This window comes from Nocardia aegles (assembly GCF_052545135.1).
The window spans coordinates 109,801-136,117 of record NZ_JBQWRI010000007.1; the positions used below are offsets into that span (position 1 = coordinate 109,801).

At 68.7% G+C, this 26,317-nt stretch carries 20 protein-coding genes and 1 tRNA gene; 11 read left to right on the top strand and 10 right to left on the bottom strand.

Features of this window, described 5'->3' with window-relative positions:
* Window positions 1–205: 205 nt before the first annotated feature.
* Window positions 206–1,606, bottom strand: coding sequence for an FHA domain-containing protein (locus tag ACT89H_RS20085; RefSeq protein WP_445110156.1), 1,401 nt, complete (start codon window positions 1,604–1,606; stop codon window positions 206–208).
* Between the two features lie 224 nt (window positions 1,607–1,830).
* On the opposite strand from ACT89H_RS20085, the gene ACT89H_RS20090 reads away from it, so the two are divergent.
* Window positions 1,831–1,913 (top strand) — tRNA-Leu (locus tag ACT89H_RS20090).
* A gap of 109 nt (window positions 1,914–2,022) precedes the next feature.
* Here ACT89H_RS20090 and ACT89H_RS20095 read toward each other — a convergent pair.
* Both ACT89H_RS20095 and ACT89H_RS20100 read right to left on the bottom strand, forming a co-directional pair.
* The gene (locus ACT89H_RS20095) at window positions 2,023–2,244 is read right to left on the bottom strand and encodes a hypothetical protein (protein WP_498049538.1); all 222 of its coding nucleotides are present in this window, start codon (window positions 2,242–2,244) and stop codon (window positions 2,023–2,025) included.
* Window positions 2,245–2,541: 297 nt separating this feature from the next.
* Window positions 2,542–2,871 (bottom strand): hypothetical protein, encoded by a 330-nt coding sequence (locus ACT89H_RS20100; protein WP_445110157.1) that lies wholly within the window; start codon window positions 2,869–2,871, stop codon window positions 2,542–2,544.
* A gap of 488 nt (window positions 2,872–3,359) precedes the next feature.
* On the opposite strand from ACT89H_RS20100, the gene ACT89H_RS20105 reads away from it, so the two are divergent.
* The 4 genes from ACT89H_RS20105 to ACT89H_RS20120 are packed head-to-tail and all read left to right on the top strand — an operon-like array spanning window position 3,360 to window position 7,760.
* Window positions 3,360–4,553, top strand: a complete 1,194-nt coding sequence (locus ACT89H_RS20105; RefSeq protein WP_445110158.1) for a helix-turn-helix domain-containing protein — start codon at window positions 3,360–3,362, stop codon at window positions 4,551–4,553.
* Entirely contained in the window at window positions 4,550–5,992 is a 1,443-nt protein-coding gene (locus ACT89H_RS20110) for a pyridoxal phosphate-dependent aminotransferase (protein WP_445110159.1), read from the top strand. Before ACT89H_RS20105 ends, ACT89H_RS20110 begins: the two co-directional genes overlap by 4 nt.
* Window positions 5,989–6,972, top strand: coding sequence for a Rossmann-fold NAD(P)-binding domain-containing protein (locus tag ACT89H_RS20115; RefSeq protein ID WP_445110160.1), 984 nt, complete (start codon window positions 5,989–5,991; stop codon window positions 6,970–6,972). Before ACT89H_RS20110 ends, ACT89H_RS20115 begins: the two co-directional genes overlap by 4 nt.
* 20 nt (window positions 6,973–6,992) lie before the next feature.
* Window positions 6,993–7,760, top strand: coding sequence for an SDR family NAD(P)-dependent oxidoreductase (locus ACT89H_RS20120; RefSeq protein ID WP_445110161.1), 768 nt, complete (start codon window positions 6,993–6,995; stop codon window positions 7,758–7,760).
* A 722-nt stretch (window positions 7,761–8,482) separates the two neighbouring features.
* Here ACT89H_RS20120 and ACT89H_RS20125 read toward each other — a convergent pair.
* Window positions 8,483–9,499, bottom strand: coding sequence for a stage II sporulation protein M (locus ACT89H_RS20125; RefSeq protein WP_445110162.1), 1,017 nt, complete (start codon window positions 9,497–9,499; stop codon window positions 8,483–8,485).
* Between the two features lie 43 nt (window positions 9,500–9,542).
* On the opposite strand from ACT89H_RS20125, the gene ACT89H_RS20130 reads away from it, so the two are divergent.
* Complete coding sequence (locus ACT89H_RS20130; RefSeq protein ID WP_445110163.1) at window positions 9,543–10,343, top strand: RDD family protein; 801 nt, start codon at window positions 9,543–9,545, stop codon at window positions 10,341–10,343.
* On the opposite strand, the gene add is transcribed toward ACT89H_RS20130, so the two are convergent.
* The 6 genes from add to ACT89H_RS20160 all read right to left on the bottom strand — a co-directional run bounded on the left by add (window position 10,322) and on the right by ACT89H_RS20160 (window position 17,612).
* Entirely contained in the window at window positions 10,322–11,341 is a 1,020-nt protein-coding gene (gene add / locus ACT89H_RS20135) for an adenosine deaminase (protein WP_445110164.1), read from the bottom strand. The genes ACT89H_RS20130 and add overlap by 22 nt on opposite strands.
* Window positions 11,342–11,424: 83 nt before the next feature.
* Window positions 11,425–12,711, bottom strand: coding sequence for a DUF58 domain-containing protein (locus ACT89H_RS20140; protein ID WP_445110165.1), 1,287 nt, complete (start codon window positions 12,709–12,711; stop codon window positions 11,425–11,427).
* Window positions 12,712–12,714: 3 nt separating this feature from the next.
* Window positions 12,715–13,692: an AAA family ATPase gene (locus ACT89H_RS20145; RefSeq protein WP_445110166.1), complete on the bottom strand. Its 978-nt coding sequence runs from the start codon at window positions 13,690–13,692 to the stop codon at window positions 12,715–12,717.
* 67 nt (window positions 13,693–13,759) lie between these two features.
* On the bottom strand, window positions 13,760–14,845 hold the full coding sequence (locus tag ACT89H_RS20150) for a DUF4129 domain-containing protein (RefSeq protein WP_445110167.1): 1,086 nt from the start codon (window positions 14,843–14,845) through the stop codon (window positions 13,760–13,762).
* Window positions 14,842–15,639: a hypothetical protein gene (locus tag ACT89H_RS20155; protein WP_445110168.1), complete on the bottom strand. Its 798-nt coding sequence runs from the start codon at window positions 15,637–15,639 to the stop codon at window positions 14,842–14,844. The genes ACT89H_RS20150 and ACT89H_RS20155 overlap by 4 nt, the downstream gene beginning before the upstream one ends.
* A gap of 299 nt (window positions 15,640–15,938) precedes the next feature.
* Window positions 15,939–17,612 carry a DUF4407 domain-containing protein gene (locus ACT89H_RS20160; RefSeq protein ID WP_445110169.1) on the bottom strand — a complete coding sequence of 558 codons (1,674 nt, stop codon included), beginning with the start codon at window positions 17,610–17,612 and terminating at the stop codon, window positions 15,939–15,941.
* A gap of 183 nt (window positions 17,613–17,795) precedes the next feature.
* Between ACT89H_RS20160 and ACT89H_RS20165 the strand changes: the two genes are divergently transcribed.
* The 5 genes from ACT89H_RS20165 (at window position 17,796) to ACT89H_RS20185 (ending at window position 26,316) form a co-directional block, all read left to right on the top strand.
* A complete protein-coding gene (locus tag ACT89H_RS20165) occupies window positions 17,796–17,999 on the top strand; it encodes a hypothetical protein (RefSeq protein ID WP_445110170.1) in 204 nt (67 codons plus the stop codon).
* Window positions 17,996–18,166 (top strand): chorismate mutase family protein, encoded by a 171-nt coding sequence (locus ACT89H_RS20170; RefSeq protein WP_445110171.1) that lies wholly within the window; start codon window positions 17,996–17,998, stop codon window positions 18,164–18,166. The genes ACT89H_RS20165 and ACT89H_RS20170 overlap by 4 nt, the downstream gene beginning before the upstream one ends.
* Before the next feature lie 734 nt (window positions 18,167–18,900).
* A complete protein-coding gene (gene gltB / locus ACT89H_RS20175) occupies window positions 18,901–23,553 on the top strand; it encodes a glutamate synthase large subunit (protein WP_445110172.1) in 4,653 nt (1,550 codons plus the stop codon).
* 53 nt (window positions 23,554–23,606) lie between these two features.
* Window positions 23,607–25,076: a glutamate synthase subunit beta gene (locus tag ACT89H_RS20180; RefSeq protein WP_445110173.1), complete on the top strand. Its 1,470-nt coding sequence runs from the start codon at window positions 23,607–23,609 to the stop codon at window positions 25,074–25,076.
* 340 nt (window positions 25,077–25,416) lie between these two features.
* Window positions 25,417–26,316 (top strand): cutinase family protein, encoded by a 900-nt coding sequence (locus tag ACT89H_RS20185; protein WP_445110375.1) that lies wholly within the window; start codon window positions 25,417–25,419, stop codon window positions 26,314–26,316.
* The last annotated feature ends 1 nt before the right edge of the window (window position 26,317 follow it).

A 26,317-nucleotide genomic window follows, 5' to 3' on the forward strand; every position in this document is an offset into this window, starting at 1 on the left:
GGCGCTCCACCTCCTGTTCGACCGTGTACGTCGGTGCCGTAGGTGCGGTTCGACCACCCCCACCAGCCTGCTGGTCTTGCCGGCCCCGGTGTCGGCGCCGCGCGTGTGTTGGCAGCATCATAGGGCCGTCGGTCGACTTCGATCACGATACGACCGACGAATCCCTCGAGAGCCATGTCGTGACCTGCACCGCGAGCTTACGGGATCAGACGATACGGATCAGGATCTCGGAGTGCCCGGCACGGATGACGTCGCCGTCGGCGAGCTGCCAATCCTGCACCGGGGAACCGTTCACCAGCGTGCCGTTGGTGGAGCCGAGGTCGGACAACATCGCGGTCTGCCCGTCCCAGCGCACCTCGATGTGTCTGCGCGAGACGCCGGTGTCGGGCAGCCGGAAGTGCGCGTCCTGGCCGCGGCCGATGATGTTGCTGCCTTCCCGCAGCTGGTAGGTGCGGCCGCTGCCGTCGTCCAGCTGGAGGGTTGCCGAATAGCCCGAACCGGCCTGCGGCGCGGCGCCGTAGCCCTGTCCGCCCGCGTAACCCTGTTGCGCGCCGTAGCCCGGCTGCTGCGAGTATGCCTGACCGTAGCCGCCCTGCTCTTCCTGGGCGTAGCCGCCCTGGTCGGCGTAGTTCTGGTCACCGTAGCTCGGATCGGTGTATCCCGACTGACCGTAGCCGGGCTGACCGTAGCCGGGCTGGCCGTAGCCCTGGTCGGCGTAGCCCTGCTGGCCGTAACCGGAGTCGCTGTAGCCCTGCTGGCCGTAGCCCTGCTCCGCGTAGCCCTGCTGGCCGTAGGCCTGGTCGCCGTAGCCTTGCTGGCCGTAGGCCTGGTCGCCGTAGCCTTGCTGGCCGTATCCGCCCTGCTGGCCGTATCCGCCCTGCTGTCCGTACCCGGGATCGCCGTAACCGCCCTGCTGCCCGTAGCCCTGGCCACCTTGCGGGTAGTCGCTTCCGTTCGGGTAGTCGCCGTAACCCTGCTGGGCGTCCGGAGCCTGGTAATCCGCCCCGTACGCTGCACCGCCACGACCGTAGTCGTCGCGGTACGCGCCGTTCTGCGGGCCGCCGCGTCCGGCAGGCGGTGGAGCGTACCCGCGGTTGCGTGGATCGGACTCCGCGGGCTCACGGCTCGGGTCGTAGCCTGAGTTCTGCGTCATGGGGCCAGCTCCTGGTTGCGGGGTTGCAGGTCGTTGTGGCGGTGATTCGGGGCCGCGAGCCGCGCCGGCTCTGTGTCCGACGTCGGGATCGACGCGGCCACTCGCCCTGAACTGTCCGGTGTGCAGCGTAGGTGATGCCTCGAACGCCACGTGTACTTCGCCGTAGGTCTGCCAGCCTTGCTCGCGGATGTAGTCCTGTAGGTGCTTGGCGAAAGCGCGGGTGGTGAGTTCGTGGTCGGCTTCCAGCTGTTGATGATCGGAGGTGTTGATCGTGATCACATAGCTGTTGGGTGCCAGCAGATGCCCACCGCCCAGGTCCTGGACATGATCGGCGGCCTCGCGTTGCAGCGCCGCCTCCACCTCCTGGGGTACGACACTGCCGCCGAAGACTTTGGCGAACGCGTCACCGACGGCGCCTTGCAGGCGACGCTCGAATCGCGAAACGATGCCCATCCCGGCCTCCCTTCGGTGCGCTGTCTACCTGATTCGTAACAACGACACGCGGGTATGGCGTGTCGCTGATCGACCACGTTCATTGCATGATATCCACGATCGTCCACACCTGTAACTCTTGGCGACGGCCCCGGGTTCCCGAACCCGTTCAGCCCCCCGGTCAGGCCTCTGAAATGGCGATTTCGTATCCGGCGCGAGGCCGTGATACTGTCTCCCAGTCGCTCGGGCGAGTGGCGGAATGGCAGACGCGCTGGCTTCAGGTGCCAGTGTCCTTCGGGACGTGGGGGTTCAAGTCCCCCTTCGCCCACAACATCGACGCGAGTCAGGGCATAACCCCCGGGGTTATGCCCTGATCGATATCCGAGACAACGACGCCCCACAGGTCTTCTTGCAGGGGCGTCTTGCGCGCGTCCGGGTCAGTCGGCGGGGCTGTGGTGGGCGAGCACCGTGCCCGGATCACCTACGGGATGGATGGTGACGGTGCCATCGAGGGCCCTCGCCCGATATTCACCCGGGCCCGGCACCGGCGCATCCAGGAACTGTGTCAACCGCCGGACCAGCTCCCCAGGGTCGCCACCCATCCGGTCGCGCAGCTCCCGCGTTGCCGCAGAGTTGGGGTCGGAGAAGATGGCGAGCACGAGGTGCGCGCCGCCGAGGTAGCCGTCGCCGCGGTCGTGTGCCCCCAGGAGTCCTTGTAGCTATCGCACCGCCAGTAACGGTCGCCGTACGGTCCTGCGTCGGTGCGGACCCGCTGACCTTCGTTGAGTCGTGAGCACGACAGGGCGGGAGATCCGTCTGGTACCGCGGTGGTGTACGGCCAGTTGGCCGAGTCGCTTCCGCGGACCCGGATGCCGGACGTCAGGGCCCGACGCGGGTGCACCGATCGGAACCGTGTGGCCGAGCGCTGTGCCGGACCGGGCCACGCCGGGACGCGGTCAGGCCGGCAGGGGCGTCTGGACGCCGCAGGAGGGTGCGCTGTCGCGTTCGGCGATGCGGACGTACAGCCGCAGCAGCACCTCACGCAAAGTTCTGCCGAGCTCGGCGGCGCGAATGGCGGCCAGCTCGAGCGCGAGGTCGTTGGTGAGCGTGCCGGGATCGCTGAGCATTTCGTCGAGCACCATCCCGCTGACAGCCTGCTCGCGGGTCAGGGTGACCGTGGGCAGCCAGCTGAGTTCCCAAGCGGTGCCGGAGGTAAAGGGAAGCAGCCGTGCCGTTTCCGGGGTGATGTCGCTGGTGATGATCGAATCGGTGATGTCGAGTGTCATGATCCGCTCTCATTCACTCTGTTCGGTATGACGCGGCCCCGCCGGGCTCGCCCGGAGTGCGATGACCGCGCTCGGCCACGGCGCGAACACGATGACTGCGTCCGTGCCCGAATTACTTGGTGCGCTGATGCTTCGGGAAGGCGCGAGCGTCGAACGCGGGGTGCCGGCCACGATGCGGCCTGCTCGCGCGGTAACGAGGTATCCGTATCCGGCACCTCCTAGAGTTATCGCGCCACCGAGCGCGGCAGGCGGAAAACCGCTGCGGCGAGGTCGAATTGCGGTGGCTTCGAGAACAAGGCTAGGTAGTGACACCTCATGCTGTCAATGAAGCTCTAGCGCTTCGTAACGATATCTTTTGAGCATTTCTGCTCAGAAATAGTCATATTGCTCAGAAGATGTCGACTATCAGCCGCAGTATCGCTCGTTGCCGCCGAGTGGAGTCCGGAAAGCGTGTTTGTGAGCGCCCTCGATCTCGCGGCGGCGGGAGGATGATCGCGCGGCCGGATTGCTGGTTGACAACGAAATTCGGCGAACGCAATTCGTCCGCCACCGCTTGCCACTTGATGACTAAAATGTCGCATCGTGATACTGCGTGGGCATGTGTATGCAAGCTGGAGGACGGGAGGCGCGGAATGGTTGATACGGGCACGGATGAGCAGGTCGGCAGCCTGATCCGCCGGCTGCGACTGGAGCGCGGATACACCCAGGCGGCACTCGCCACCCGAGCGGGCTGCTCCCGCAGCCTGATTCAGCAGATCGAGAACGGCAGCCGGATTCCGCCGCTCGCGCTGCGCGAACGCCTGAGCCTCGCGCTCGGCGCGGAACTGCCGACCGACGGCAGCGCGGATCCGGCGACCGATCCGACCAGCAGCGCTTACTACGACCTGCGGATGCGTTTCAACGTCCTGCTCGGCAAGGATCCCGAATTGGTCTCGCGCGCATTAGGTATCGCGCAGAGCCTGATCGATGCCTCGGGCGCGCGGGCGGAGATCGAGCCGCTGCGCCTGGTCGCCGATCGGCAGTTGGAGCGCGCCGAGGAGATCCTCGCGCAGATTCCCTCGCGCAGCGCCACAGTGTGGGAGTGGAATACCGTCACCGACTGGCTGACGATCCTGGAACAGGCCACCACGTCGGTACGCGCGATCCACACCGCGGACCTGGGCACGATCGGCGGCGACGTCGGCGACGACTATCACGCGGCGATCCTGCGCCTGGCCGACAAAGCCCATCCACCGAAAATCGATGTGCGGCGGATGTATGTGCTCGACGACATCTCGGACGTCTGGCCCTATGACGACAAACTGTGGAAGCAGGCGCGGTCGGGGGTCGAAAGCGTGCTGGTCAAGCGCGAGCACGCGCGCAACGCGCAGAGCATGCTCGTGGTCGACGACCGCTACGTGGCGGTGGGCGAGTACGACTACTCGCGCCAGGCCCGGGTGGCGACGCGCTTCTCCGCGCTGAAACACGATGTCGCGTTCGCGGTCAGGCGGTTCGAGAAGCTCTATGACCTCAGGCGCGCCGGTACGGCCATCGTGGTCGACCAGATCGTCGCGCAGCCGCCGCTGGCGGAGTTCGAACGACTCACCGATGGCGACTGCCGCAGCCTGTTTCGCGCCGCACTCCAGGAGAAATGGGACACCATGCTCGCACCGGGCGACTCTTCAGAAGGCGAGGTTCCGTGACTCAGAGCCAGGTGCTCACCGATCCGCTCGCCGACCTGGCGACGCTGACCAATCGCTCCGAGGCCAGGAAACGCGAAGTGCGCGGCCACGTTTCACGGGAAACGTGGTTCGCCGGGACCGGTGGCCGCCGCTACTCCGGTGTCATCGACGCCTATCACGGCGAGACCGGCCGGGCCCCGGACGCGCACGCGGTCGCGGCATTGGACCGGGCATGGCGGGAAAGTCTGCACATCGCACCGTCGGCGGACTATCTCGACGGCAAGCTCTACGACAAGCGGCAACCGCTGATCCTGCGGGAGTTGGCGGCTCGCAAGCTGTTCGAGCGCCTGTCCCACCCGGTCGAGGGGGTGCCCGGCGTCCGGGTGCGCCCGGAGGAGGTGATCGTCTGCCCGTACTCGAGCACGATGCTGCTCGAAGAGGCGGTGGCGACCCTCGCCAGGCCGGGCGGAGTGATCGTGTGCCCGGAGGGCTTCTACAAGAGCTCCAGCATCCACGTGGAGAAATTCGGCTTGCGCGTCGTCTCGTGTCCGGTGGCTCCGGATGACGGGTTCAAAATAGATCCCGCCCGGTTGGCCCGCTGCCTCGCGGAACTGCGTGCGACGGACGAACTGTGTGGAGTGCTGCTCACGCTGCCGGGCAACCCCGTTGTCGCGGACTACACGGCCGCCGAGCTGGCGGAACTCGGGCGGGTGCTGCTCGACTGCGGTGTTCCGGTCGTTTGCGACATGGCCTTCGACCGGCTGGTGGCCTCGCATATCCCGATCGCCGCACTGCACGTGGCGACCGGGCAGGGCGTCCGGCGGCTGTACGACGTGGTGCTGACCATCACGGGGAACTCGAAGGGCTACAACGCTTTCGGTCCCTGCAAGATGGGTGCGGCCTGCACCGGCGACAGCGCGTGGCTGGCGCGGATCCGGGAACGGCTCACGATCTCGTTCCAGCGTGAGACCACCCATCTGGTCCGCGCCATTCTCGAGCACACCTCGGAGGACTATTTCGACCGCAATCACGCGCTGATGCGGGCGCAGATCGATCGGGCCTGCGGCCACATCGCCGCGATCAACACCCGGTTGGGAACCGACGTGCTGCGACCGTTGGGCAACCCGGAAGGCATGTTCGTCTCGGTGGTGTTCGATCGCGCGCTTCTCGACAAGGCGGGGGTGCACACGAGTGCCCAGGTAGAGGACATGTTGCTCGCCGTGGCCGGGGTCGACAGCGTCGCGCTGGACCGGACCGGCTCGCTGCGTCCCGGCGTCCGGTTGAACGTCCTCGCTCCACGCAAAGCGCCGCGGCACGAGTCGCCCGCTTTGATCGAGGAACTGTTCGACCGGGTGGAGCAATTGATCCGCGATATCGTCGGCGGTCTCACCTATCGCGACGCGCTCGCCGATCGCGGCCTGACCGCGCTGGTGGCGGAACCAAGGGCCGCCGCACGATGATCGTCGGAGTGCTGCGCGAGACCGCGCCGCGGGAGACTCGTGTCGCGCTCACCCCGCCCGGCGTGCGCACGCTGTCTGCGGCGGGACTGCGTGTGCTCGTGCAGGAAGGCGCGGGGCGCGGTGCGGGTTTCACCGACGGGGACTACCGCGCGTCCGGTGCGGTCGTCGTCGCGGATCGCGCGACGGTGTTCGAGCGCGCGGGCATCGTGGCCTGGGTGAAACCGCCCGCGTTCGAACTGGATTCGATGCCGCTGCGCGCGGGGACGACGCTGCTCGGCTTCCAGGATCCGCACCACCGTGGCGACGAGATCGACCGGTTGCGCCGCCGCGGTATCGAATCGGTGGCGTTCGATGCGGTGCCGCGCGACCACACGACCACCGAGTTCGACGCGCTGTCCACCATGAGCCGGATCGCGGGCGCGGTGGGTTACGCCGAAGGCAGGCGACTGCTCGCTCCCGCGCGGCTCACCCGCCCGGTCCGCGCGCTCGTACTGGGGTGCGGTGCCGCCGGGCTCGCCGCCATCGCGGCCGCTCGCACGTTCGGCGACGAGCGGCCGACGGCGGTCGGCAATCGCCTCGCACAGCGGGCCGCCGCGGTCGAGGCGGGCGCGGGACATTTCGTGCCGAACCCGGACGACAACGCAGCGCTGCTGGACACGCTCGCCGCCATGCCGCCCGACCTGGTCGTCTGCACGGCCGTGCACCGTGGATCCCCGGCGCCTCGCCTGCTGGGGCAGGCGGCGCTCGACCTGCTCGGTGCGGGGACGGTGATCGTCGACCTGGTGGCCAAGGCGGGCGGCAATTGCGTCGCGACCGTGCCCGATCAGACGATCACCCTGCCCAACGGCGTCGTCGTCACGCATCGCTCCAACTACCCGGCGGAGCGTCCGGCCTCGGCCAGCCATGCGTACGGCGCGGCGACGGCGGCCATGGTGCTGCGAATAGCCGGGAGGCCACGGAAGTCCCTTGACGCTCGATGAGAACGTGTTCTAATTTTTGCATGCGCAGATTTGACGGCCGCCGCGTGGTGGTGACGGGAGCGGGATCCGGCATCGGTCAGGGCATCGGCCTTCGGCTGCTGGACGAAGGGGCGCAGCTGGTCGCCGCCGACATCGACGCGGCGGGACTGGCGGCCACCGCGGAAAAGGCGGGCGACGGCGCGCAGCGACTGCGGACGGTGGAGGTCGACACCGCGGATCCGGATTCGGTGCGCACCGCGACTACAGCGGCGCTGGAGTTCCTCGGCGGATTGGACGTGCTGGTCAACGCGGCGGGCATCCTGCGGCCCGCGCGCACGCATGAGATGCCGATCGACGTGTGGGAGCAAGTGATCCGGGTGAATCTCACCGGCACCTTCCTGATGACCCGGGCGGCGCTGCCCGCATTGCTGGACACCGGACGCGGCGTGGTGGTCAACATCTCCTCCACCGCTGCCTTCAGCGCGGCGCCCTACCTCGCCTCCTACGCGGCGTCCAAGGGCGGCGTGAACGCCTTTACTCACGCCATCGCCCTGGAATACGCCAAGCAGGGCTTGCGCGCGGTGAACGTTGTTCCGGCCGGCATCACCAGCGGCATCACCACCAAGTCGATCCTGGAGCAGCCCGAGGGTTTCGATCCGCAGCTGTTCTCCCGCATGACCGGATGGCTCAACGGTGGCGCGCTCGGCTCGCCGGAGGACATCGCCGGGGTGGTCGCCATGGTCGCTTCTGACGACGGGCGGTACATGACCGGCACCGAGATCAGGGTCGATGGCGGCGCGCTGATGTAGTCGGCGGCCACCTCCTTCAAGTGTGACGTGGATCTCTTCAAGTCGGGTGTAGTGGTGGCGATTTCGCGCGGTTCGACGCTTGGTAACGCCAGGTGAGGCGAAGATCACATGCCTCGTTATGGTTGCGGTTCAGGTGCTGACTCGAGCGCGCGAGACAGGTGAACAGCTCCCTTTTCACTCGCTGGTTAATGCGGAGCCCGTCGGGGAACTGCCCGGTCTTCCCGGCGCGCCGCTATGTCTCCAGTAGGTTTATTACTAGGTAAACAAACCTGTGGTCTTTTTCTTCTGAACTGTGATCGGCAACTGGCCGCCCGTGCAAATGAACGTGCAGGTGGGAAGGGGTGCCGGCAACCATGGCGGGGTCTATTGAAACGCTTGGCTAACGCCTGGTCGAGTTCGGATTACATTGCCGGAAAGCATTCCCCGCGACTATTCCGATGGTGTCTCCGAGGCACTGCCCGGTCGCCCGAAACCGCGGTCGCGCGGGACGCGTCCAGTTAGCTGATACCGGGCGAAACGATGCTGCCGCAAGGGTTTGCTGGGCTGCTGCTTTATACGCTTGACCTCGGCGCGGAGGGTTGCGTAGGGATAACGGTTGTGTAGAGTTGACGGTAACGCTGGCCGCAGCTAGAGCAGCGACTCGCTGCGGCCAGCGGAACTCAAACGGGGGCTTCCGAACAGATCTGGCGCCGCTTAGCTGCCGATTCCCCGGTCCACTTCGCTCAGTGTGTGCTGAATGTTGGCTGCGTCACAGTGGTCGGCTGACTGCTCGATGCCTCGGCCGCCGGATTCGCCTGCTGCGTGACCGCCCGGCGCCCCACTCCGAACACGTACACCAGGAACAACGCCTCGGCGACGAACCCGATCCCGATGCGAATCGGCGCGGGCAGTGGGCTCGGCGTCACAAATCCTTCGATGGAGCCACACACCAACAACACCCCGACCAGGCCGAGCGCGACAGTCGCGGTCGCCCGCCCCTGCCTGGCCACCGCGTCCGCCCGGCTGAGCCGCCCCGGATCGATCAGCGTCCAACCGAGTTTCAGCCCGACGCCGCCCGCGACGAACACCGCGGTCAGCTCCAGGGTGCCGTGCGGAAGGATGAAGCCGAAGAACGAATCCAGCCGCCCCGCGTCGGCCATCAGCCCCGCGCTGACGCCCAGATTGAGCGCGTTCATGAACAGCAGGTAGACCGCGGGCAGGATCAGCACGCCGGTGAACAAGGCGATCGCCGTCACCCACGCGTTGTTGGTCCACACCTGCGCGGCGAAGGCCCCCTGCGGATGCTCCGAGTAGTACGTCTCGAACGCACCGCCCGGTGCGGTGAGACTTTTTGTCTCCTCGGGGATTCCGAGCACTTCGCGGGCGGAATCGAATTGGTCGACCCAGACCGCCAAGCCGGCCGATACCAACAGGAACACGACGGCCACGCCGGCCCACCACGGCCACGCCCGGTAGAGCGCCGCCGGGAAGCGGTGTGTGAAGAATCGTGCGATCTCCTGCCAGGTGTCGGCTCGCGTCCCGAGTACCCGGCCGCGCGCACGTGCCAGCAGTGCGCTCAACCCGGCGATCAGCTCCGGATCGGGGCTGTGCGACTGCAATCGCGCCAGCTGCTGGGAGGTGCGGCGGTAGAGCATCACGAGTTCGTCCGCCTCCGCGCCGGTCAGCTTGCTCCGCCTGGACAAATAGTCGAGCCGGTCCCACGCCCTGCGATGCGCCAGGCTGTATGCGTCCACGTCCATTCGGTTGCCTCCCACTCCCACCGGTCGCAAGAATGCTATCGACATGGCTGAGTTCACCACCGGCGAAGCAGTTGCCCTGGAGCTGCCGATCGCCCGCATCCCCACCAGGGCCACCGCGTTCCTGATCGACGTGCTGGCCCAGTGCACGCTCGGGTTCGTGCTGTTGTTCGTGATCGCGACGCTGCTACTGCCCGCGGGCGTCGACTCGGCCTGGCTGGACGTGGTCATGCTGGTGACCATCGTGACCGTGCTGGTGGGGTACCCGGTGGCCTGCGAGACCACTTGGCGGGGGCGGACACTGGGCAAGCTGATGCTCGGGCTGCGGGTGGTGCGCGAGGACGGCGGGCCGATCGACTTCCGGCACGCGCTCACTCGCGGCCTGGCGGGCGCGATCGTCGATTTCTGGATGCTCGGCGGATTCGGCGTCATCGCGGTGCTCACCTCGATGTGCTCGCCGCATGCGCGGCGGATCGGCGACGTGCTGGCCGGCACCGTGGTGGTGCACGCGCAACGCCCGCTGCCGCCGCCCGCGCTCGCGGTCGCACCGCCGTGGCTGACCGGCTGGAGCGCGCAGCTCGATCTGTCCGGGCTACCGGAAGATCTCGCGCTGGCGGTGCGGCAGTACCTGACGCGCGTGCGCTCCCTGACGCCCGCGGCGCAACACCAGTTGGGCGCGGCGCTCGTGGCCGAGGTGTGCGGCCGGCTGCGCGTCGCGCCACCGGCCGGTTGCCCGCCGGTGCAGGTTCTCGGCGCGGTCATCGCCGAACGCCAGCGTCGGGTGCTGCCGCAGCCGCTGTACCCGGTGTTCGGGCCGCGCCCCGGTCAGCCGTTCGCCGCGACGTAGTCGTCGATCTCGCGCAGATAGGCGTCCTGCCGGGCGGGCGTGATCCAGGCGGCGCGGAACGAGTTCCTGGCCAACTCGACCAGGTGATCGGGCCCGAGACCGCCCTGCTCGGCGAGCGCGAGATAGTTGTCGGCCACGTACGCGCCGAAGTACGAGGGGTCGTCGCTGTTGACCGTCACCGTCAGCCCGCGGCGCAGCAGACCGACGATCTCGTCGGCCTTCATCTGCGCCGTGACGAAGGAGTTCGACACCGGGCAGCAGGTGAGCGCGATCCCCTTGGATCCGGCCAATTCGATCAGACGGTCGTCCGCCACGATATTGGTGCCGTGGTCGAGGCGGTCGACGGCGATGTCCTCCAGCGCCTGGCGGATGTGCTCGATCGAATCCGGCTGGTCGACGTCGCAGTGCATCGTCAGCAGGAACCCTTCCGCGCGGGCGCGTTCGAAGACGGCGGCGAACTTGCTCGGCGGATTGCCCCGCTCGTCGGAATCCAGCCCGACCCCCACGATCCAGCTCCGGTACGGCAGTGCTTCCAGCAGCGTCGCCATGGCGTACTCCGCGGAATGGTCGCGCAGGAAGCACAGGATCAGTTCGGCCGATATCCCCAGCTCCCGCCGCGCCCGTGCGATCGCCGATCGGTATCCGCTGATCACCGTGGGGAACGGGACTCCCCGTCCCGTGTGCGCCTGCGGATCGAAGAACAGCTCGGTATGGCGCACGCCTTGGCTGTGCGCTCGGCGCAGATAGTCGAAGGCGAGGTCGTGGAAGTCTTCGGCGCGCTGCAGCACGCGCAGCGCCGCGTAGTAGACCTGGAGGAACGAGGTCAGATCGTGGAATCGGTAGGTCTGCTCGACTTCCGCCACGCTCTGCTCCGGCAGCTCGATGCCGTTGCGCCGGGCGAGGCGGAACTTCAGCTCCGGCTCCAGCGTCCCTTCCAGATGCAGGTGCAGTTCCGCTTTGGGCAACCCGCGGACGAAGGCGGCGAGATCTGAGGCCATGGGGTCATGATCCTCCTCGGCGGGCGCGCGAGGATGCTCTTCGACGAGAGCGCGGCAGCGCGCGCAGGACTCACGCGCGGGACTCAGAGGGCTCCGGATTGCTTCAGTTCCAGGTACTCGTCCGCCAGGGCCTCCGGCAGTCGTTCCGGGGACGCCGCGACGACCGCGATCCCCATGCGACGCAGCGATTCCTGGACCAGCGCGCGTTCGGCCAGCACCGATTCGGCCGCGGCCGCGGCATAGAGGTCGTCGCGCCGGATGGCCGCCGCGGCGACATCGGGGTCGGTCACCGAGACGATGAGTACACGGTGGCGTTGCGCCAGAACCGGCAACACGGGCAACAGGTTCTCCTCCACCGCTGCGCCGTCGAGGCTGGTGAACCAGACGACCAGGCTGCGCCTGCGGGTGCGCTGAATGGCCGCGCGCACCAGTCCGGCGCTGTCGGTGTCGACGAGGGCGGGAACGATTCCGGCCATCGCGTGCATCAACTTCGACTGCAAGCCTTTTCCGGCCACCCCTCGGACCTCGGCGCGCGCTCGGCGGTCATAGGCCAGCAGGTCGACCGAATCGCCCGCGGCGGCGGCCAGACCGCCGAGCAGCAGGGCCGCCTCGATGCTCGCGTCCAGGCGCGTGCCGTCACCGACCCGGCCCGCGCTGACCCGGCCGGTGTCCAGCAGCATCAGCATGTGCCGGTTGCGCTCCGGGCGCCAGGTGCGGACCAGGACATCGGTGGCGCGGGCGGTGGCGCGCCAGTCGATGGCCCGCACGTCGTCCCCGGCGACGTACTCGCGGAACGAGTCGAATTCGGTGCCCTGTCCGCGCAGGTCGGCCAGATTGCGGCCGTCGAGATGCTGCAACCTCTTGACCTTCGAGCGCAGCAGCCGCTCGGCGCGGAACGCGGGCAGCGCCCGCACCCGGGCGGGCACGTCGCGCCTCGTCTGTCTGCCCGCCAATCCGAGCGGGCCGAGCAGCCGCACCGTGACCTGGCCCGCGACCCGATCGCCGCGGTAGGTGGGCGTGAGCGTGGTGCGGATCCGGACCTTGGTACCCGGGGCCAGATCCAGCCCGTGCGCGCGGTTCTCGGCGCGTGCGCTGTCGGGCCAGTCGTCCCACACCGTCCCGCGCAGCCTGCGCGTTCCGGTGTTGACCGCGACGAGTTCGACCTCGACCGAACGCCCGAGCCGCACCGTGGTCAGTGGCGCGCGGGACAGCGCCAAATCGCGCGCCCGCCCCGCCGCGACGAGATCGACGAGCAGCCCGGCGGCCAGGACGCCGGTCACCACGACCACGCCGAGGACCGACGGCACGACCAGGGTGACGAACAGGGCCGCCACGCCTGCCGCGGCGGCCAGCCGACCGGTGACGACCATCGGCTACACCGGAACCGGAACCGACAGCAGCAGCGACGACAGCACGCCCTCGGCGGTCACGCCGTCCAGTTCGGCCTCCGGCCGCAAGTGCAGGCGGTGCCGCAGCACGGCGACGGCGACGGTCTTCACATCGTCCGGTGTGACGAACCCGCGACCATTGAGCCAGGCGAACGCGCGGGCAGCCGCCATCAGGGCGGTCGCGCCACGGGTCGACGCGCCGTGCTGCACGGCGGGCGAGGTGCGGGTGGCCCGGCACACGTCGACGGTGTAGGCGAGCACCTCGGGGCTGATCGTGGTCTGCGCGATCGCGGCGCGGGCGGCGGCGATGTGCGCCGGGCCCGCGACCGGACGCAGTCCCGCGCCGGTGAGGTCGCGTGGATCGAAGCCCGCGGCATGGCGTTGCAGGATGCGGAACTCGTCGTCGCGACCGGGCAGGTGGATGTCCACCTTGAACAGGAACCGGTCCAGCTGCGCCTCCGGCAGCGGATAGGTGCCCTCCTGTTCGATCGGGTTCTGCGTGGCGACGACGACGAACGGATCGGGCAGCGGCCGCGGCTTTCCGTCCACCGAGACCTGCCGCTCCTCCATCGACTCCAGCAGGGCCGACTGGGTCTTGGGCGGCGTGCGGTTGATCTCGTCGGCGAGCAGCAGGTTGGTGAACACCGGACCGTGCCGGAAGGTGAACTCGGCGGAGTGCGGATCGTAGATCTGCGACCCGGTGACGTCGCCGGGCATCAGGTCGGGGGTGAACTGCACCCGCGCGTGCTCCAGGTCCAGCGCCGTGGCCAGCGCCCGCACCAGCAGCGTCTTGGCCACCCCCGGCACGCCTTCGAGCAGTACGTGGCCGCGGCACAGCAGGGCGAGCACCAGGTACATGACCGCGGTGTCGTTGCCGACCACCGCTTTGCCGATCTCGGCGCGCAGGGCGTGGAACGCGGCGCTCGCCTGCTCGGCTGTCGGGGTGGTCTCGGTGCTGGTCATTGCATCTCCTGTGATTCGCGGGCATCCCCGCGGGCCATGAGCCGGGTGAGGATTGAACAGGGACGTCTCATCCGACCTCCGATTCGATCCGGTCGAGCTGAGCGGCGACCACCCGGAGGGTCTCGGGATCGGGCACCGGGCCGAACAGGGCGGCGCCGATCTGGGCGGGGTGGGCGCCGATGCGCGCGGCGATCACGGCGGCGATCCGGTCCGGCGGGGTGTCGGCCGTGATGCCGAGGGGAGTGCGGATGCGGCGTAGGGTGGCTGCCCGCAGCTTCCCGGCGACGTACTCGTGGTCCTTCGAGCGACGGTACAGCGCGGCCTGGCCGGCGAGCAGTTCGTTCGCGGCCACTTCGACGGGGCGGGGCTCACGTACCAGAGCGCCCCGTCTGCGGGCCCGCCACCACACCACCAGCGCGGCCGCGATCAGGAACTGCACGCCGCCGTAGAAGACCGGCGCGGGCAGCCGGTCCCAGATCGGATCGTCGCCCGCCCCGAAGCCGGGACGGTCCGGCGGCGGGAGCTCGGGCAGATCCGGCGGCGGTTGCGGCGGCGGGGCGGTAGGGGCGATCGGCGCACCGCAGGATTGCAGGGTGCCGTAGATCAGCAGCAGCAATGCGGCGGTTGCGGCGAGCGCCGCCCAGAACTTGGGATTACGCAGGAGGTTCGGCAGCGGAGGCAGGGTGCGCTTGGTGCGCGGCGCCTGCTCGACCGCCTCGATTTCCACCGGTTCCGGAGCGGGCGGGGGTGCGGACGCGGAGAATCGGTCGGCGTATTCCAGCCTGCGGTATTCGTCCTCGGTGGCGCGACGCCCGCCGTAGACCACCTCGTCGAAACTCTGCGCCGCGGGCTGGATCTCGGTGGCGACCTCGAGCGGCAGCGCGGTCGTCACATCGTCGGCCGTCTCGCGCGCGGTGCGCGACCGCCGGACCTCCAGTACACCGCGCTGTTCCAGGCCGCGCAGCACGGCGCGGAAACGTTCTCGCAGGGCACGGTCGTAATCCCGCTGCCGCGCGGCCGATTCGGCGGCCGCGCGATGGTCGGCAGCGGCGCCGAGCCGCGGTGTGCCGGGCGCCGAGTCGTTCGTGGCGTGGGGACCTTTGGTCAGTGTGACCTCCGCCGGCCGCGGCCCGGGCGGGAAGGGATCGCTCATCGCGCCTCCCGCCGGGGAATGCGAATGTCCAATCCCTCTCTACGGCAGCGGCGATCGACGTAGCACACCACCCGCGACGAAGCCTCGACCACTTCGCCGAATGCCGTCAGCAGCAGGACCGCCGACGTGGTCAGGACGAGCACCGGCCACCGGTGGGTGCCGGAGAAGTCCGAGACGAACAGCGGAATGGCCAGCAGCGGGACCGCCAGCAGCGTGAACAGGACTCGCTGGACGATCCAGAGCCCGGTGGTCGGCCACTCCGCGCCCTCGGCGAGCAATTTCGCGCGCGCGACGCCGTCGCGGTGCGAAGTGCGTTCGACGAACAGCACCGCAACCGCGACCCAGCGGCGGGCGCGCAGCCGGCCCAGCCAGATCGCCGCTAGCGGCAGCGTCACGATCAGCAGGCCGCCCACCGCGAGCACGCCCACGCCCACCAGGGTGAACAGCAGCTGGAACACCAGCAGCGGGCCGAGCGTCCCACCGAAGCGGCGCAGCGCGGTCCGGCGGTCGATCGGCGCGCCGCCGACAGTCGCGAGGCCCAGGGCCACGGTCGTGCCGCGGAGTACGAACCGCAGCATCCACGCGCAGGCCGCGGTGGACAGGATCGCCGCCCAGGCGGTACCGGAGTCGGAGCCATCGGTGGACTCGGAGACGCTGCCGGTCACCGCGACGACCACGGCTTCGGCGAGTAGCAAGCCCATCGCGCTCAACCCGGCGAGGGCGCGGATGTTCGCCTGGATCAGCGCGAACGGCACATCGAGCAGTTCACGAAAACTCAGCGGTCGGATCGGCACCGTCGTTCCAGGAGACCCCGGTACCGGATCTGTTCCCGCCCCGACGGCGCCGGCCGATTCGGCGGCTGGCAGCACGCGCCGAGTCTAACCGTCAGCGCCGCGGTAGGCGGTCCACCACCTGCCGAGGCCTTCGTCTCGGCATTCATGTCGCGGCCGTCGCCACCACGTCGATCCTGGTGGTCGCCGCGGTGGTGGCGTTCCGGTCGCGCCGTGCGCATGAGGGGTTCGCCCGCGAAGGCGCTGTCCGAGGCGACGGTCGACCACGCCGATAGCTGATGTGGCCGGACTGCCTGCGGCGATCAGCGGCCCGGCGGCAGTTCGCGGCGGCCGGGCCCGGGGAGTGCGGGGCGGTGGTGGCCCGGCAGTTCGTCACGGCGGGCGCCGGTGGGCAGGCCGTAGCCCGCGGCGCCGGTAGGCGGAAGCGAGGAGGTGTGCGGCGCGGAGTAGCCGGCGTCCACGACGGTGGAAGCGATGTGCTGGGCGTGCGCGATCTCCGGCGCCCCGTGTTCCGCCTGGTAGCCCATGGCCTGCGAGGACCGGCCGTCGACGGTCACCTTGCGGGTGCGCCGCAGCGTGAAGGTGATCTCCTCGACCTCCTCGAACGCCTGCCGCGCCGTACGCAACGGATGCGTCGCCGTATCGATCGCGTCGGCGACGAACGACGGAACCAGCGGCCGGATGAAACGCGCCGCGGTGTCGGTGAACGGGACCGTGCCGATCAGCGGCAGCTCGAGACCGCCGCTCGGTGCGGACGCGACGGCGGGCACACGCGGGTGCACACCTGGAGCGGGTAGGTTCGGCGTCGCGTCGTCGGGCATGGCGCTGTCCTTTCGGTCGTCCGCCGCGCCGGCGGGAAGTTCGGCACGTCGCGGCGGCTCGGTGATGCCGATCTCGATGCCGCCGATGGCCGCGATGATGCGAGTGCGCTGGCGCTCCCGGTCGATGGCCGTGTCCGCCTCGACGGCGAGGCGGGCGGCCGTGAGCTGCTGCTCGGCGCGCAGGGTCTCGGCCGCTGCGCGCACCTCGGCCTGCTTGACCGCGATCGCCGCGTCGGCTTCCCGCTCGGCGCGGTCGTGCACAGTGCGCGCCGCGTTGTGCCGGTCGAACGAGGTCTCGCCACGCCACCAGCGCAGCGCCGGCGGCAGCAGGGCGAGCCCGACGAACGTCACGATGGTGAGAACGCGCAGCGGCAGCGCGTCGCGCAGGGTGTAGTCGTTCATCGCCTGCCAGCGCGCGCCGAGCCCGCGGTCGGCGTCGTCAAAGGCGGCGGTCCGCGCGGCCGACAGGGCGTCCTGGTCGGTGTCGATCCGGCGGTCCGCCGCGTCCACCCGGCCCTGCACGGTGGCGAGCCGCTTGCGAGCGTCGTCGAGCATGGCGTCGGCCGTCCGCGCCTCCGGCCCGCGGCCCGGCACGCCGGTGATCCTGGTCTGTGGGCACTCGGCAGTCGGGTTGACTTCGCAGCGCGCGACCACCAGGGCGTGGTCGATATCGTTCTGGGCCGACGCGATCGCCTGTTCGAGTGCGACTCGGTCGGCTTTCGCCCGGTCCAGTTCCGCCTGCGCCGCGACCACCCGCGGCGCTGAATCCAGCGAGCGTTGCGCGTTCTGTTCCAGCACCCGGTCGACGGAGCCGCTGAACAGCACGATCGCGGCCGCTTCCGCCAGCAATCCACCGGCCGCCACCGCGACCGCGATGCGCGCGATCAGCCCCAGCCGATCCGGCCCTCCACTCGGCCGCGCCGTGGCCAGCGCCCGGGCGAGCGCGCCGGTCAGCGCGGCGACGACGATGCCCGAGACCAGCGCGGCCCACCACGGCCACACGGTCGCCGCGGCCAGGGCGGCGACCACACCGGAGATCGTGGCGATCAACCCCACCACAGCGCCGGTGACGGCGTATCCGCCGCGCTCGTGGCGATCGGTGATGGCGCTGGTCCGGCCGCCGCCGAGCCAGGTGAACAAGCCGGTGACGGTCATCGGAATGCACATCCTCTACGTCCCACGCGCTTTCACGGGCGCGACGAAACTGTCACGGATTCGTTGTGACAGCGTGACAGGCCCGCATGGTTCGCAGCGACCGGGACGGCCGGATGTGTCCAGGCTCACAGATCGGTCGGTACAGCGCGGGGCGCGACCAGTCCGTTCGCCTACGCTGACGCATTGATTCGGATCGGGGCGGCGATTGCGGGAGGTCACGACGTGCGCGGAGTCGGGTTGACGCTGCTGGCGGCGGCGCTGCTGATGTGGCCGGTCAGCGCGGGCGCCGCTCCGGCCGACCGATCGCTGGACCGGCTGGTCGCCCTGGTGGTGGAGCGTTTGGACACCGCCGACGCGGTGGCCGCGGCGAAGTCATCGACCGGGTGAACGTCGAGATCCTCGATCAACTCGTCCAGCACCGGTCCGAGCTGACCGCGCCGGACTGCGCGGAACATTTGGCGCGCAGCGTCTTCGGCGTGTTCGTCACCGACGGCGCCGACGCCCTGCACCGGGCGGCGCTGGTGCGGGCCACCGTGTCGCTCTGCCCGGTGTAGGCCGCGCAGGCGCCCGTCATACGACCTCCGGCGGAAAATGTGTCCAACACCACTTTCTGATATTTGCTCGATGTGTGCTGAACTCCACAGTGGGCAAAAGAGTCCGGACGGTCGGATCGTATTCATGGCTTGTTACGCAGCTGTCGGAAATCTCTCAGCCGCTCGAACGCGGAGTTAGCCGCCGACCTTGGTTTGCCGGGCGCCCGATCGGGGAAACCCAGTTCGACGCAGGTGAGGGCGGTTTCCCGGCCTTGTGAGGAAGGCGTCGGGTCGGTGTCGCGCGTGGTTTTCCCAGCTGGCACCGGGTGTCATGGGGATCGATCGCATGGCGCTCGCTGCTTTACACTGGACGACGCGCACACGTGGAGGACCCGATGCAGAAGCCCAGCTAAACCTGGTTATTAGCACAACCTAAGTTGGTTGGGCCCTGGACCTGACTTATCGTTTGCTCTTACGCCGAACACAGAACGTTCGGCTACCTCGCCCGCTCGGGCAGCCCTAGCCAGGTGCTCAGCGTAGCGGGCGAGCACCCGCTCGGAGGTAAGGAACTTGTTAGGGATTCGTTACCGAAGGGCACCCACTACGTCACAGAAGCGGGTGGAAAAACTGCAGACCTGACTGCACGCCGAAGACCATCAGCGCGGCTGGCTTCGGAACGTACGGGCGCAGTCTTGTACGGAGGCGTTCGACGAAGGCCGTTTTCTTCGAAGGCCGACTTTCTTGAAGGCAGAGGCATGACGCAACTTCCTGGCCACCGGTCACCTGGACCCATCGGGCTCTACGACCCGGCGAACGAGCACGACGCCTGCGGCGTCGCGTTCGTCGTCGACATGCACGGCCGCCGCAGCCGCGACATCGTCGACAAGGCTATTACGGCTCTGTTGAACCTGGAGCATCGTGGCGCCGCGGGCGCCGAGCCCAACAGCGGCGACGGTGCGGGCATCCTGATCCAGGTCCCGGACCGCTTCTTCCGCGCCAGCGTGGACTTCGAGTTGCCGCCGGAGGGGTCCTACGCCACCGGTATCGCCTTCTTGCCGCAGGCCCGCCGCGAAGCCGCGCGCGCCGCCTACGGCGTGGAGAAGATCGTCAAGGAAGAGGGCCTCGAGGTCGTCGGCTGGCGGGAGGTGCCGATCGACGAGTCGTCGCTCGGCGCGCTGGCGCGCGACGCCATGCCGAGCTTCCGGCAGATCTTCATCGCATCGCCGAAGAACGCCTCCGATCCGCTGTCGGATATGGATCTGGAGCGTCGCGCCTACGTGGTGCGCAAGCGCGTCGAGCGGGAGCTGGGGTCGGCCGGAGCCGGTGAGGGTGCCGTCGGCCGTGAGTCGGTCTACTTCCCGAGCCTGTCGGGGCAGACCTTCGTCTACAAGGGCATGTTCACCACCCCGCAGTTGCGCGCGTTCTACCTGGATCTGCAGGACTCCCGGGTGGAGAGCGCCCTGGGCATCGTGCACTCCCGGTTCTCCACCAACACCTTCCCGTCCTGGCCGCTGGCGCACCCGTTCCGCCGGGTGGCGCACAACGGTGAGATCAACACCGTCACCGGCAACGAGAACTGGATGCGCGCTCGCGAGGCGCTGCTGCGCAGCGACGTCTTCGGCGTCGACTCGGCGGGCAAGAACCGGCTGGAGAAGATCTTCCCCATCTGTACCCCGGGAGCGAGCGACACCGCCCGGTTCGACGAGGTGCTGGAACTGCTGCACCTCGGCGGCCGCAGCCTCCCCCACGCCGTGCTGATGATGATTCCCGAGGCCTGGGAACGCAACGAGACCATGGACCCCCAGCGGCGGGCCTTCTACGAGTACCACTCGATGCTGATGGAGCCGTGGGACGGCCCCGCGTCGGTGTGCTTCACCGACGGCACCGTCGTCGGCGCCGTGCTCGACCGCAACGGCCTGCGGCCGAGCCGCATCTGGGTGACCGACGACGGCCTGGTCGTGATGGCCTCCGAGGTCGGTGTGCTGGACATCGACCCGTCCAAGGTGGTCAGGAAGGCGCGCCTGCAGCCGGGCCGCATGTTCCTGGTCGACACCGCCGAGGGCCGCATCGTCGGCGACGAAGAGGTCAAGTCTCGACTGGCCGCCGAGCATCCGTACCAGGAGTGGCTGGACGCGGGCGTCGCCCGCCTGGCCGACCTGCCCGACCGCCCGCACGTGCACATGTCGCACGACCGCGTGCTGATCCGTCAGCAGATCTTCGGATACACCACCGAGGAACTCAACCTGCTGATCTCGCCGATGGCCAAGACCGGCGGCGAAGCGCTCGGCTCGATGGGCACCGACACCCCGATCGCGGTGCTCTCGGCCCGCCCGCGCCTGCTGTTCGACTACTTCTCCCAGCTGTTCGCGCAGGTCACCAACCCGCCGCTGGACGCGATCCGGGAAGAGGTGGTCACCAGCCTCAAGCGCAACATCGGCCCGGAGGCCGACCTGCTGCATCCCGGGCCGGAGTCCTGCAACATGATCGCGCTCGAGCAGCCGGTCCTGGACAACGACGAGCTGGCCAAGCTTGTCCACATCAACGACGACGGATCGCACCCCGAGCTGCGCTCGGTGGTAGTGCGCGGCCTGTACCCGGTGAAGAAGGGCGGAAAGGGCCTGCGCAAGGCGCTGGAAGCGATCAACACCCAGGTGTCGGCCGCCATCGACGGCGGCGCGCGGATCATCGTGCTCTCCGACCGCGAGTCCAACGAGAAGCTGGCGCCGATCCCGTCGCTGCTGCTGACCTCGTCGGTGCATCACCACTTGGTGCGCGAGCGCACCCGCACCAAGGTCGGCCTCGTCCTGGAGGCCGGTGACGCCCGCGAGGTGCACCATATGGCCACCCTGGTCGGCTTCGGCGCCGCCGCGATCAACCCCTACATGGCGTTCGAGACCATCGAGGACATGCTCGAGCGCGGCGCGCTGCAGTTGCCGGGCAGCACCGGCGACCTCGCCGCCGATTACCGCAAGGCGGTCGCGAACTACAACAAGGCCGCGGGCAAGGGTGTGCTGAAGGTGATGTCCAAGATGGGCATCTCCACGCTGGCCTCCTACAACGGCGCCCAGCTCTTCCAGGTGATCGGTCTGTCGCAGGACCTGGTGGACGAGTACTTCACCGGTCTGCGGTCGCATCTGGACGGTATCGGCCTGGACGAGATCGCCGAGGACGTCGCGCAGCGGCACCGCATCGCGTTCCTGGAGAACCGCAACGAGCGCGCGCACCGCGAGCTCGAGGTCGGCGGTGAGTACCAGTGGCGGCGCGAGGGCGAATACCACCTGTTCAACCCGGACACGGTGTTCAAGCTGCAGCACGCCACCCGGTCCGGCCAGTACTCGATCTTCAAGGAGTACACCAAGCTGGTCGACGATCAGTCCGAGCGGCTGGCGGCGCTGCGTGGCCTGTTCAAGTTCAAGCAGGACGCGCGCAGCCCGATCTCGATCGACGAGGTCGAGCCGGCGTCGGAGATCGTGAAGCGATTCTCCACCGGCGCGATGAGCTACGGCTCCATCTCGGCCGAGGCGCACGAGACCCTCGCGATCGCGATGAACCGGCTCGGCGGCCGGTCGAACTCCGGTGAGGGCGGCGAGTCGCCCGCGCGCTTCGAGCCGGAGGAGAACGGCGACTGGCGGCGCAGCGCGATCAAGCAGGTGGCCTCCGGCCGCTTCGGCGTAACCGCGCACTACCTGACCAACTGCACCGACATCCAGATCAAGATGGCGCAGGGCGCGAAGCCCGGTGAGGGCGGTCAGCTTCCGGCGCACAAGGTGTACCCGTGGGTCGCCGAGGTACGGCACTCGACGCCGGGCGTCGGCCTGATCTCGCCGCCGCCGCACCACGACATCTACTCGATCGAGGATCTGGCGCAGCTGATCCACGACCTGAAGAACGCGAACCCGCAGGCACGCATCCACGTAAAGCTGGTCGCGGAACCGGGTGTCGGCACCGTCGCTGCGGGCGTCTCCAAGGCGCACGCCGACGTCGTGCTGATCTCGGGCCACGACGGCGGCACCGGCGCCTCGCCGCTGACCTCGCTCAAGCACGCGGGCGGCCCCTGGGAACTCGGCCTGGCCGAGACCCAGCAGACGCTGCTGCTCAACGGGTTGCGCGACCGGATCGTCGTGCAGGTCGACGGCCAGATGAAGACCGGCCGCGACGTCATGATCGCCGCGCTGCTCGGTGCCGAGGAATACGGCTTCGCCACCGCGCCGCTGGTGGTGTCGGGCTGCATCATGATGCGCGTGTGCCATCTGGACACCTGCCCGGTCGGCGTCGCGACGCAGAACCCGGTACTGCGCGAGCGGTTCACCGGCAAGCCGGAATTCGTCGAGAACTTCTTCCTGTTCATCGCCGAGGAGGTCAGGGAGCTGCTGGCGCAGTTGGGCTTCCGCTCGCTGGACGAGGCCATCGGCCGGGTCGATCTGCTCGACACCTCGCGCGCCAAGCAGCATTGGAAGGCCAGCAAGCTGGACCTCTCGCCGATCCTGGACGACGTCGAGACGGCGTTCATGTACCAGGACCGCCGCTGCACCAAGGCGCAGGACCACGGCCTGGACAAGGCGCTGGACCAGCAGCTGATCGTGCAGAGCCGCGACGCGCTGGAGCGAGGTCAGGCGGTGAAGATCGAGACCAAGATCACGAACGTGAACCGCACCGTCGGCACCATGCTCGGCCACGAGGTGACCAAGCTCTACGGCGGCGCGGGCCTGCCCGACGACACCATCGACATCACCTTCACCGGGTCGGCGGGCAACAGCTTCGGCGCCTTCGTGCCCGCGGGCATCACGCTGCGGGTGCACGGTGACGCGAACGACTATGTCGGCAAGGGTCTTTCCGGCGGCCGCCTGGTGGTACGCCCGTCGCTGAACGCGCCCGGCGAGTTCGTCGCCGAGCAGAACATCATCGCGGGCAACGTGATCCTGTTCGGCGCCACCAGCGGTCAGGTGTTCCTCAGCGGTGTGGTCGGCGAGCGGTTCGCCGTGCGCAACTCCGGCGCCACCGCGGTGGTCGAGGGCGTCGGCGACCACGGCTGCGAGTACATGACCGGCGGCCGGGTGGTCATCCTCGGCGAGACCGGACGCAACTTCGGCGCCGGTATGTCCGGCGGCGTGGCGTTCGTCTTCGACCCGGAGGGCACCTTCGCGTCGAAGCTCAACCCCGAGCAGGCCGACGCCGTCGAGCAGCTGGCCGGTGACGACTTCACCTGGCTGCACGACATCATCACCCAGCACCGCGACCAGACCGGTTCCCCGGTGGCCGAGCGGATTCTGAGCGACTGGTCGCAGCAGGTGAACCACTTCGTGAAGCTCATGCCGCGCGAATACAAGAAAGTTTTGCTCGCCATCTCCGAAGCTGAGAAGAGCGGCAAGGATGTGGACGAGGCGATTATGGAGGCCGCTCGTGGCTGAGAGAGTTCTAGAGATGACGTGGACGAGGCGCTGTGACCATTCGGGGGCCGCTCGTGGCTGACCCCCAGGGTTTTCTGAAGCACACCGCACGCGAACTGCCCAAGCGGCGCCCGGTGCCGCTGCGCCTGATGGACTGGAAAGAGGTCTACGAGGAGAACTTCTCCCACCAGACCCTGCAGACCCAGGCCAGCCGGTGCATGGATTGCGGTATCCCGTTCTGCCACAACGGCTGCCCGCTGGGGAACCTGATCCCCGAGTGGAACGACCTGGTCTACAAGGACCGCTGGCGGGAAGGCATCGACCGCCTGCACGCGACCAACAACTTCCCGGAGTTCACCGGGCGGTTGTGCCCGGCGCCGTGTGAGGCGTCCTGCGTGCTGGGCATCAACCAGGACCCGGTCACGATCAAGCAGGTCGAGGTCGAGATCATCGAGAACGCCTTCGACGAGGGCTGGGTGACACCGGTCTACCCGACCCGCCTCACCGGCAAGAAGGTCGCCGTCGTCGGTTCCGGCCCGGCCGGCCTGGCCGCGGCGCAGCAGCTGACCCGCGCCGGGCACACCGTGACCGTGTTCGAGCGGGCCGACCGCATCGGCGGTCTGCTGCGCTACGGCATCCCGGAATTCAAGATGGAGAAGCGCTTCATCGATCGCCGTCTCGCGCAGATGGAGGCCGAGGGCACCATCTTCAAACCCGGGGTGAACGTGGGCGTCGACATCACCGCGGAGCAGTTGCGCGAGCAGTTCGACGCGATCGTGCTGGCCGGTGGCGCCACGCTGGCGCGTGACCTGCCGATCCCGGGCCGCGATCTGGACGGCATCCACCAGGCCATGGAGTTCCTGCCCTGGGCCAACCGCGTGCAGCTGGGCGACGACGTCACCGATGAAGCGGGGCTGCCACCCATCCACGCGAAGGGCAAGAAGGTCGTCATCATCGGCGGCGGCGACACCGGCGCCGACTGCCTGGGCACGTCGCACCGGCAGGGCGCGGCCAGCATCCACCAGTTCGAGATCATGCCGCGTCCGCCGGAGGAGCGGGCCGCGTCCACCCCGTGGCCGACCTACCCGCTGATGTATCGGGTGTCCTCGGCGCACGAGGAGGGCGGCGAGCGGGTGTTCTCGGTGAACACCGAGCGCTTCGTCGGCGCGGACGGCAAGGTCACCGGCCTGGAGGCGCACGAGGTCAAGATGGTCAACGGCCGGTTCGAGAAGGTCGAGGGCACCGATTTCACGCTCGAGGCCGACCTGGTGCTGCTGGCCATGGGCTTCGTCGGTCCCGAGAAGCCTGGTCTGCTCACCGATCTCGGTGTCGGTTACGACCAGCGCGGCAATGTGCAGCGCGACAAGAACTGGGCGACCAACATTCCCGGTGTCTTCGTCGCGGGTGATATGGGTCGCGGCCAGTCGCTGATCGTCTGGGCCATCGCCGAAGGCCGCGCTGCGGCCGCCGGCGTGGACCGGTACCTGGAAGGCGAGACCGCCCTCCCGGCGCCGATCACCCCCACCATGGTGGCTCAGCGCTAGGTCTCCTCTCTTACCGGAGCGGAACGAAGGCGCCTGTGGACAACTCGTCCACAGGCGCCTTTTCGCGTTCGAGGGCGATTCCGTCCCTGGGTTTTCCGGCTTCGAGTCGTCCCAGGCAACGGAAATCCGGGACACACTACGGGGTTCGAATGGCAATGCTGCGGGCGTGGCCTTATTGTGATCTCCGGCGTGCTGCTGATCTTGAGATGTCGTTGTGAGTGCACGTCATCCGATCGGGTGACTTGTGTTCACCCGGCGTGCACTGGAACGACATTCGGCCAGTTCAGCATTGACGCGGCAACTCGGCGGGAAGTTCGACGAGGGCGAGGTTTGGAGCGGTATGCAGTGGAAGAAGGTCGTCGCGGCGGTGGGCGCGTCCGCGACCGTGATGTCCGGGTTGGTTTTCGGTAGCGGATCGGCGAGCGCCGCCCCCGGCTGCCCGAGCCTGTATGTCGTGGCGATCCCGGGTACCTGGGAGACCGGGCACGAAAAGAATCCGCAGCCCGGCATGCTGTCCGGCGTCACCCGTGGCCTACCGTCCTCCGCGCAGGTCGACTACGTGACCTATGCCGCGACCGCCTTCCCTTGGGAGGGTGAGGTTTACGGCAACTCCAAGAAGGAAGCGGTCGACAACGCGCGCGGCCTGATCGCGAACATGGCGCAGCAGTGCGGCGCGACCAAGATCGCGCTGGTCGGCTACAGCCAGGGCGCGGACGCCGCCGGTGATCTCGCCGCCGAGATCGGTACGGGTCTCGGCGTGGTGCCGCCCGACCGCGTCGCCGGTGTCGGCCTGATCTCCGATCCGCGCCGTTCGCCCACCGATATCCAGGTGGGTCCGGCCGCACCGGGTGCGGGCGCCGGTGGCCCCCGCGTCGGTGGCTTCGGGTGGGTCAGCGATCGCACCCGTACCATCTGCGCGCTCGACGACCTCTACTGCGCCACCGCGACCGAGGACTTCGTCACGCGGTTCGCCGGTTTCCTCGCCCAGGCCTCGGACGCGAACCCGGCCAACATCTGGCGCTACCAGATCGAGGCGGGCAACATCCTCGGCGACCTGATGAATTCGGGTGGTGTCCCGGTCCTGCAGGAGCAACTGACCGACTCGGCCAACCAGCAGCGGGTCAAGGACCTGGAGCGTTTCTACAAGTCGCAGGCGCACACCCTGTACGGCAGCTACCCCGTGGGTGGCGGCCAGACGGCCATCTCCTGGATGCACAACTGGATCGCCGGCATGGCCTGAG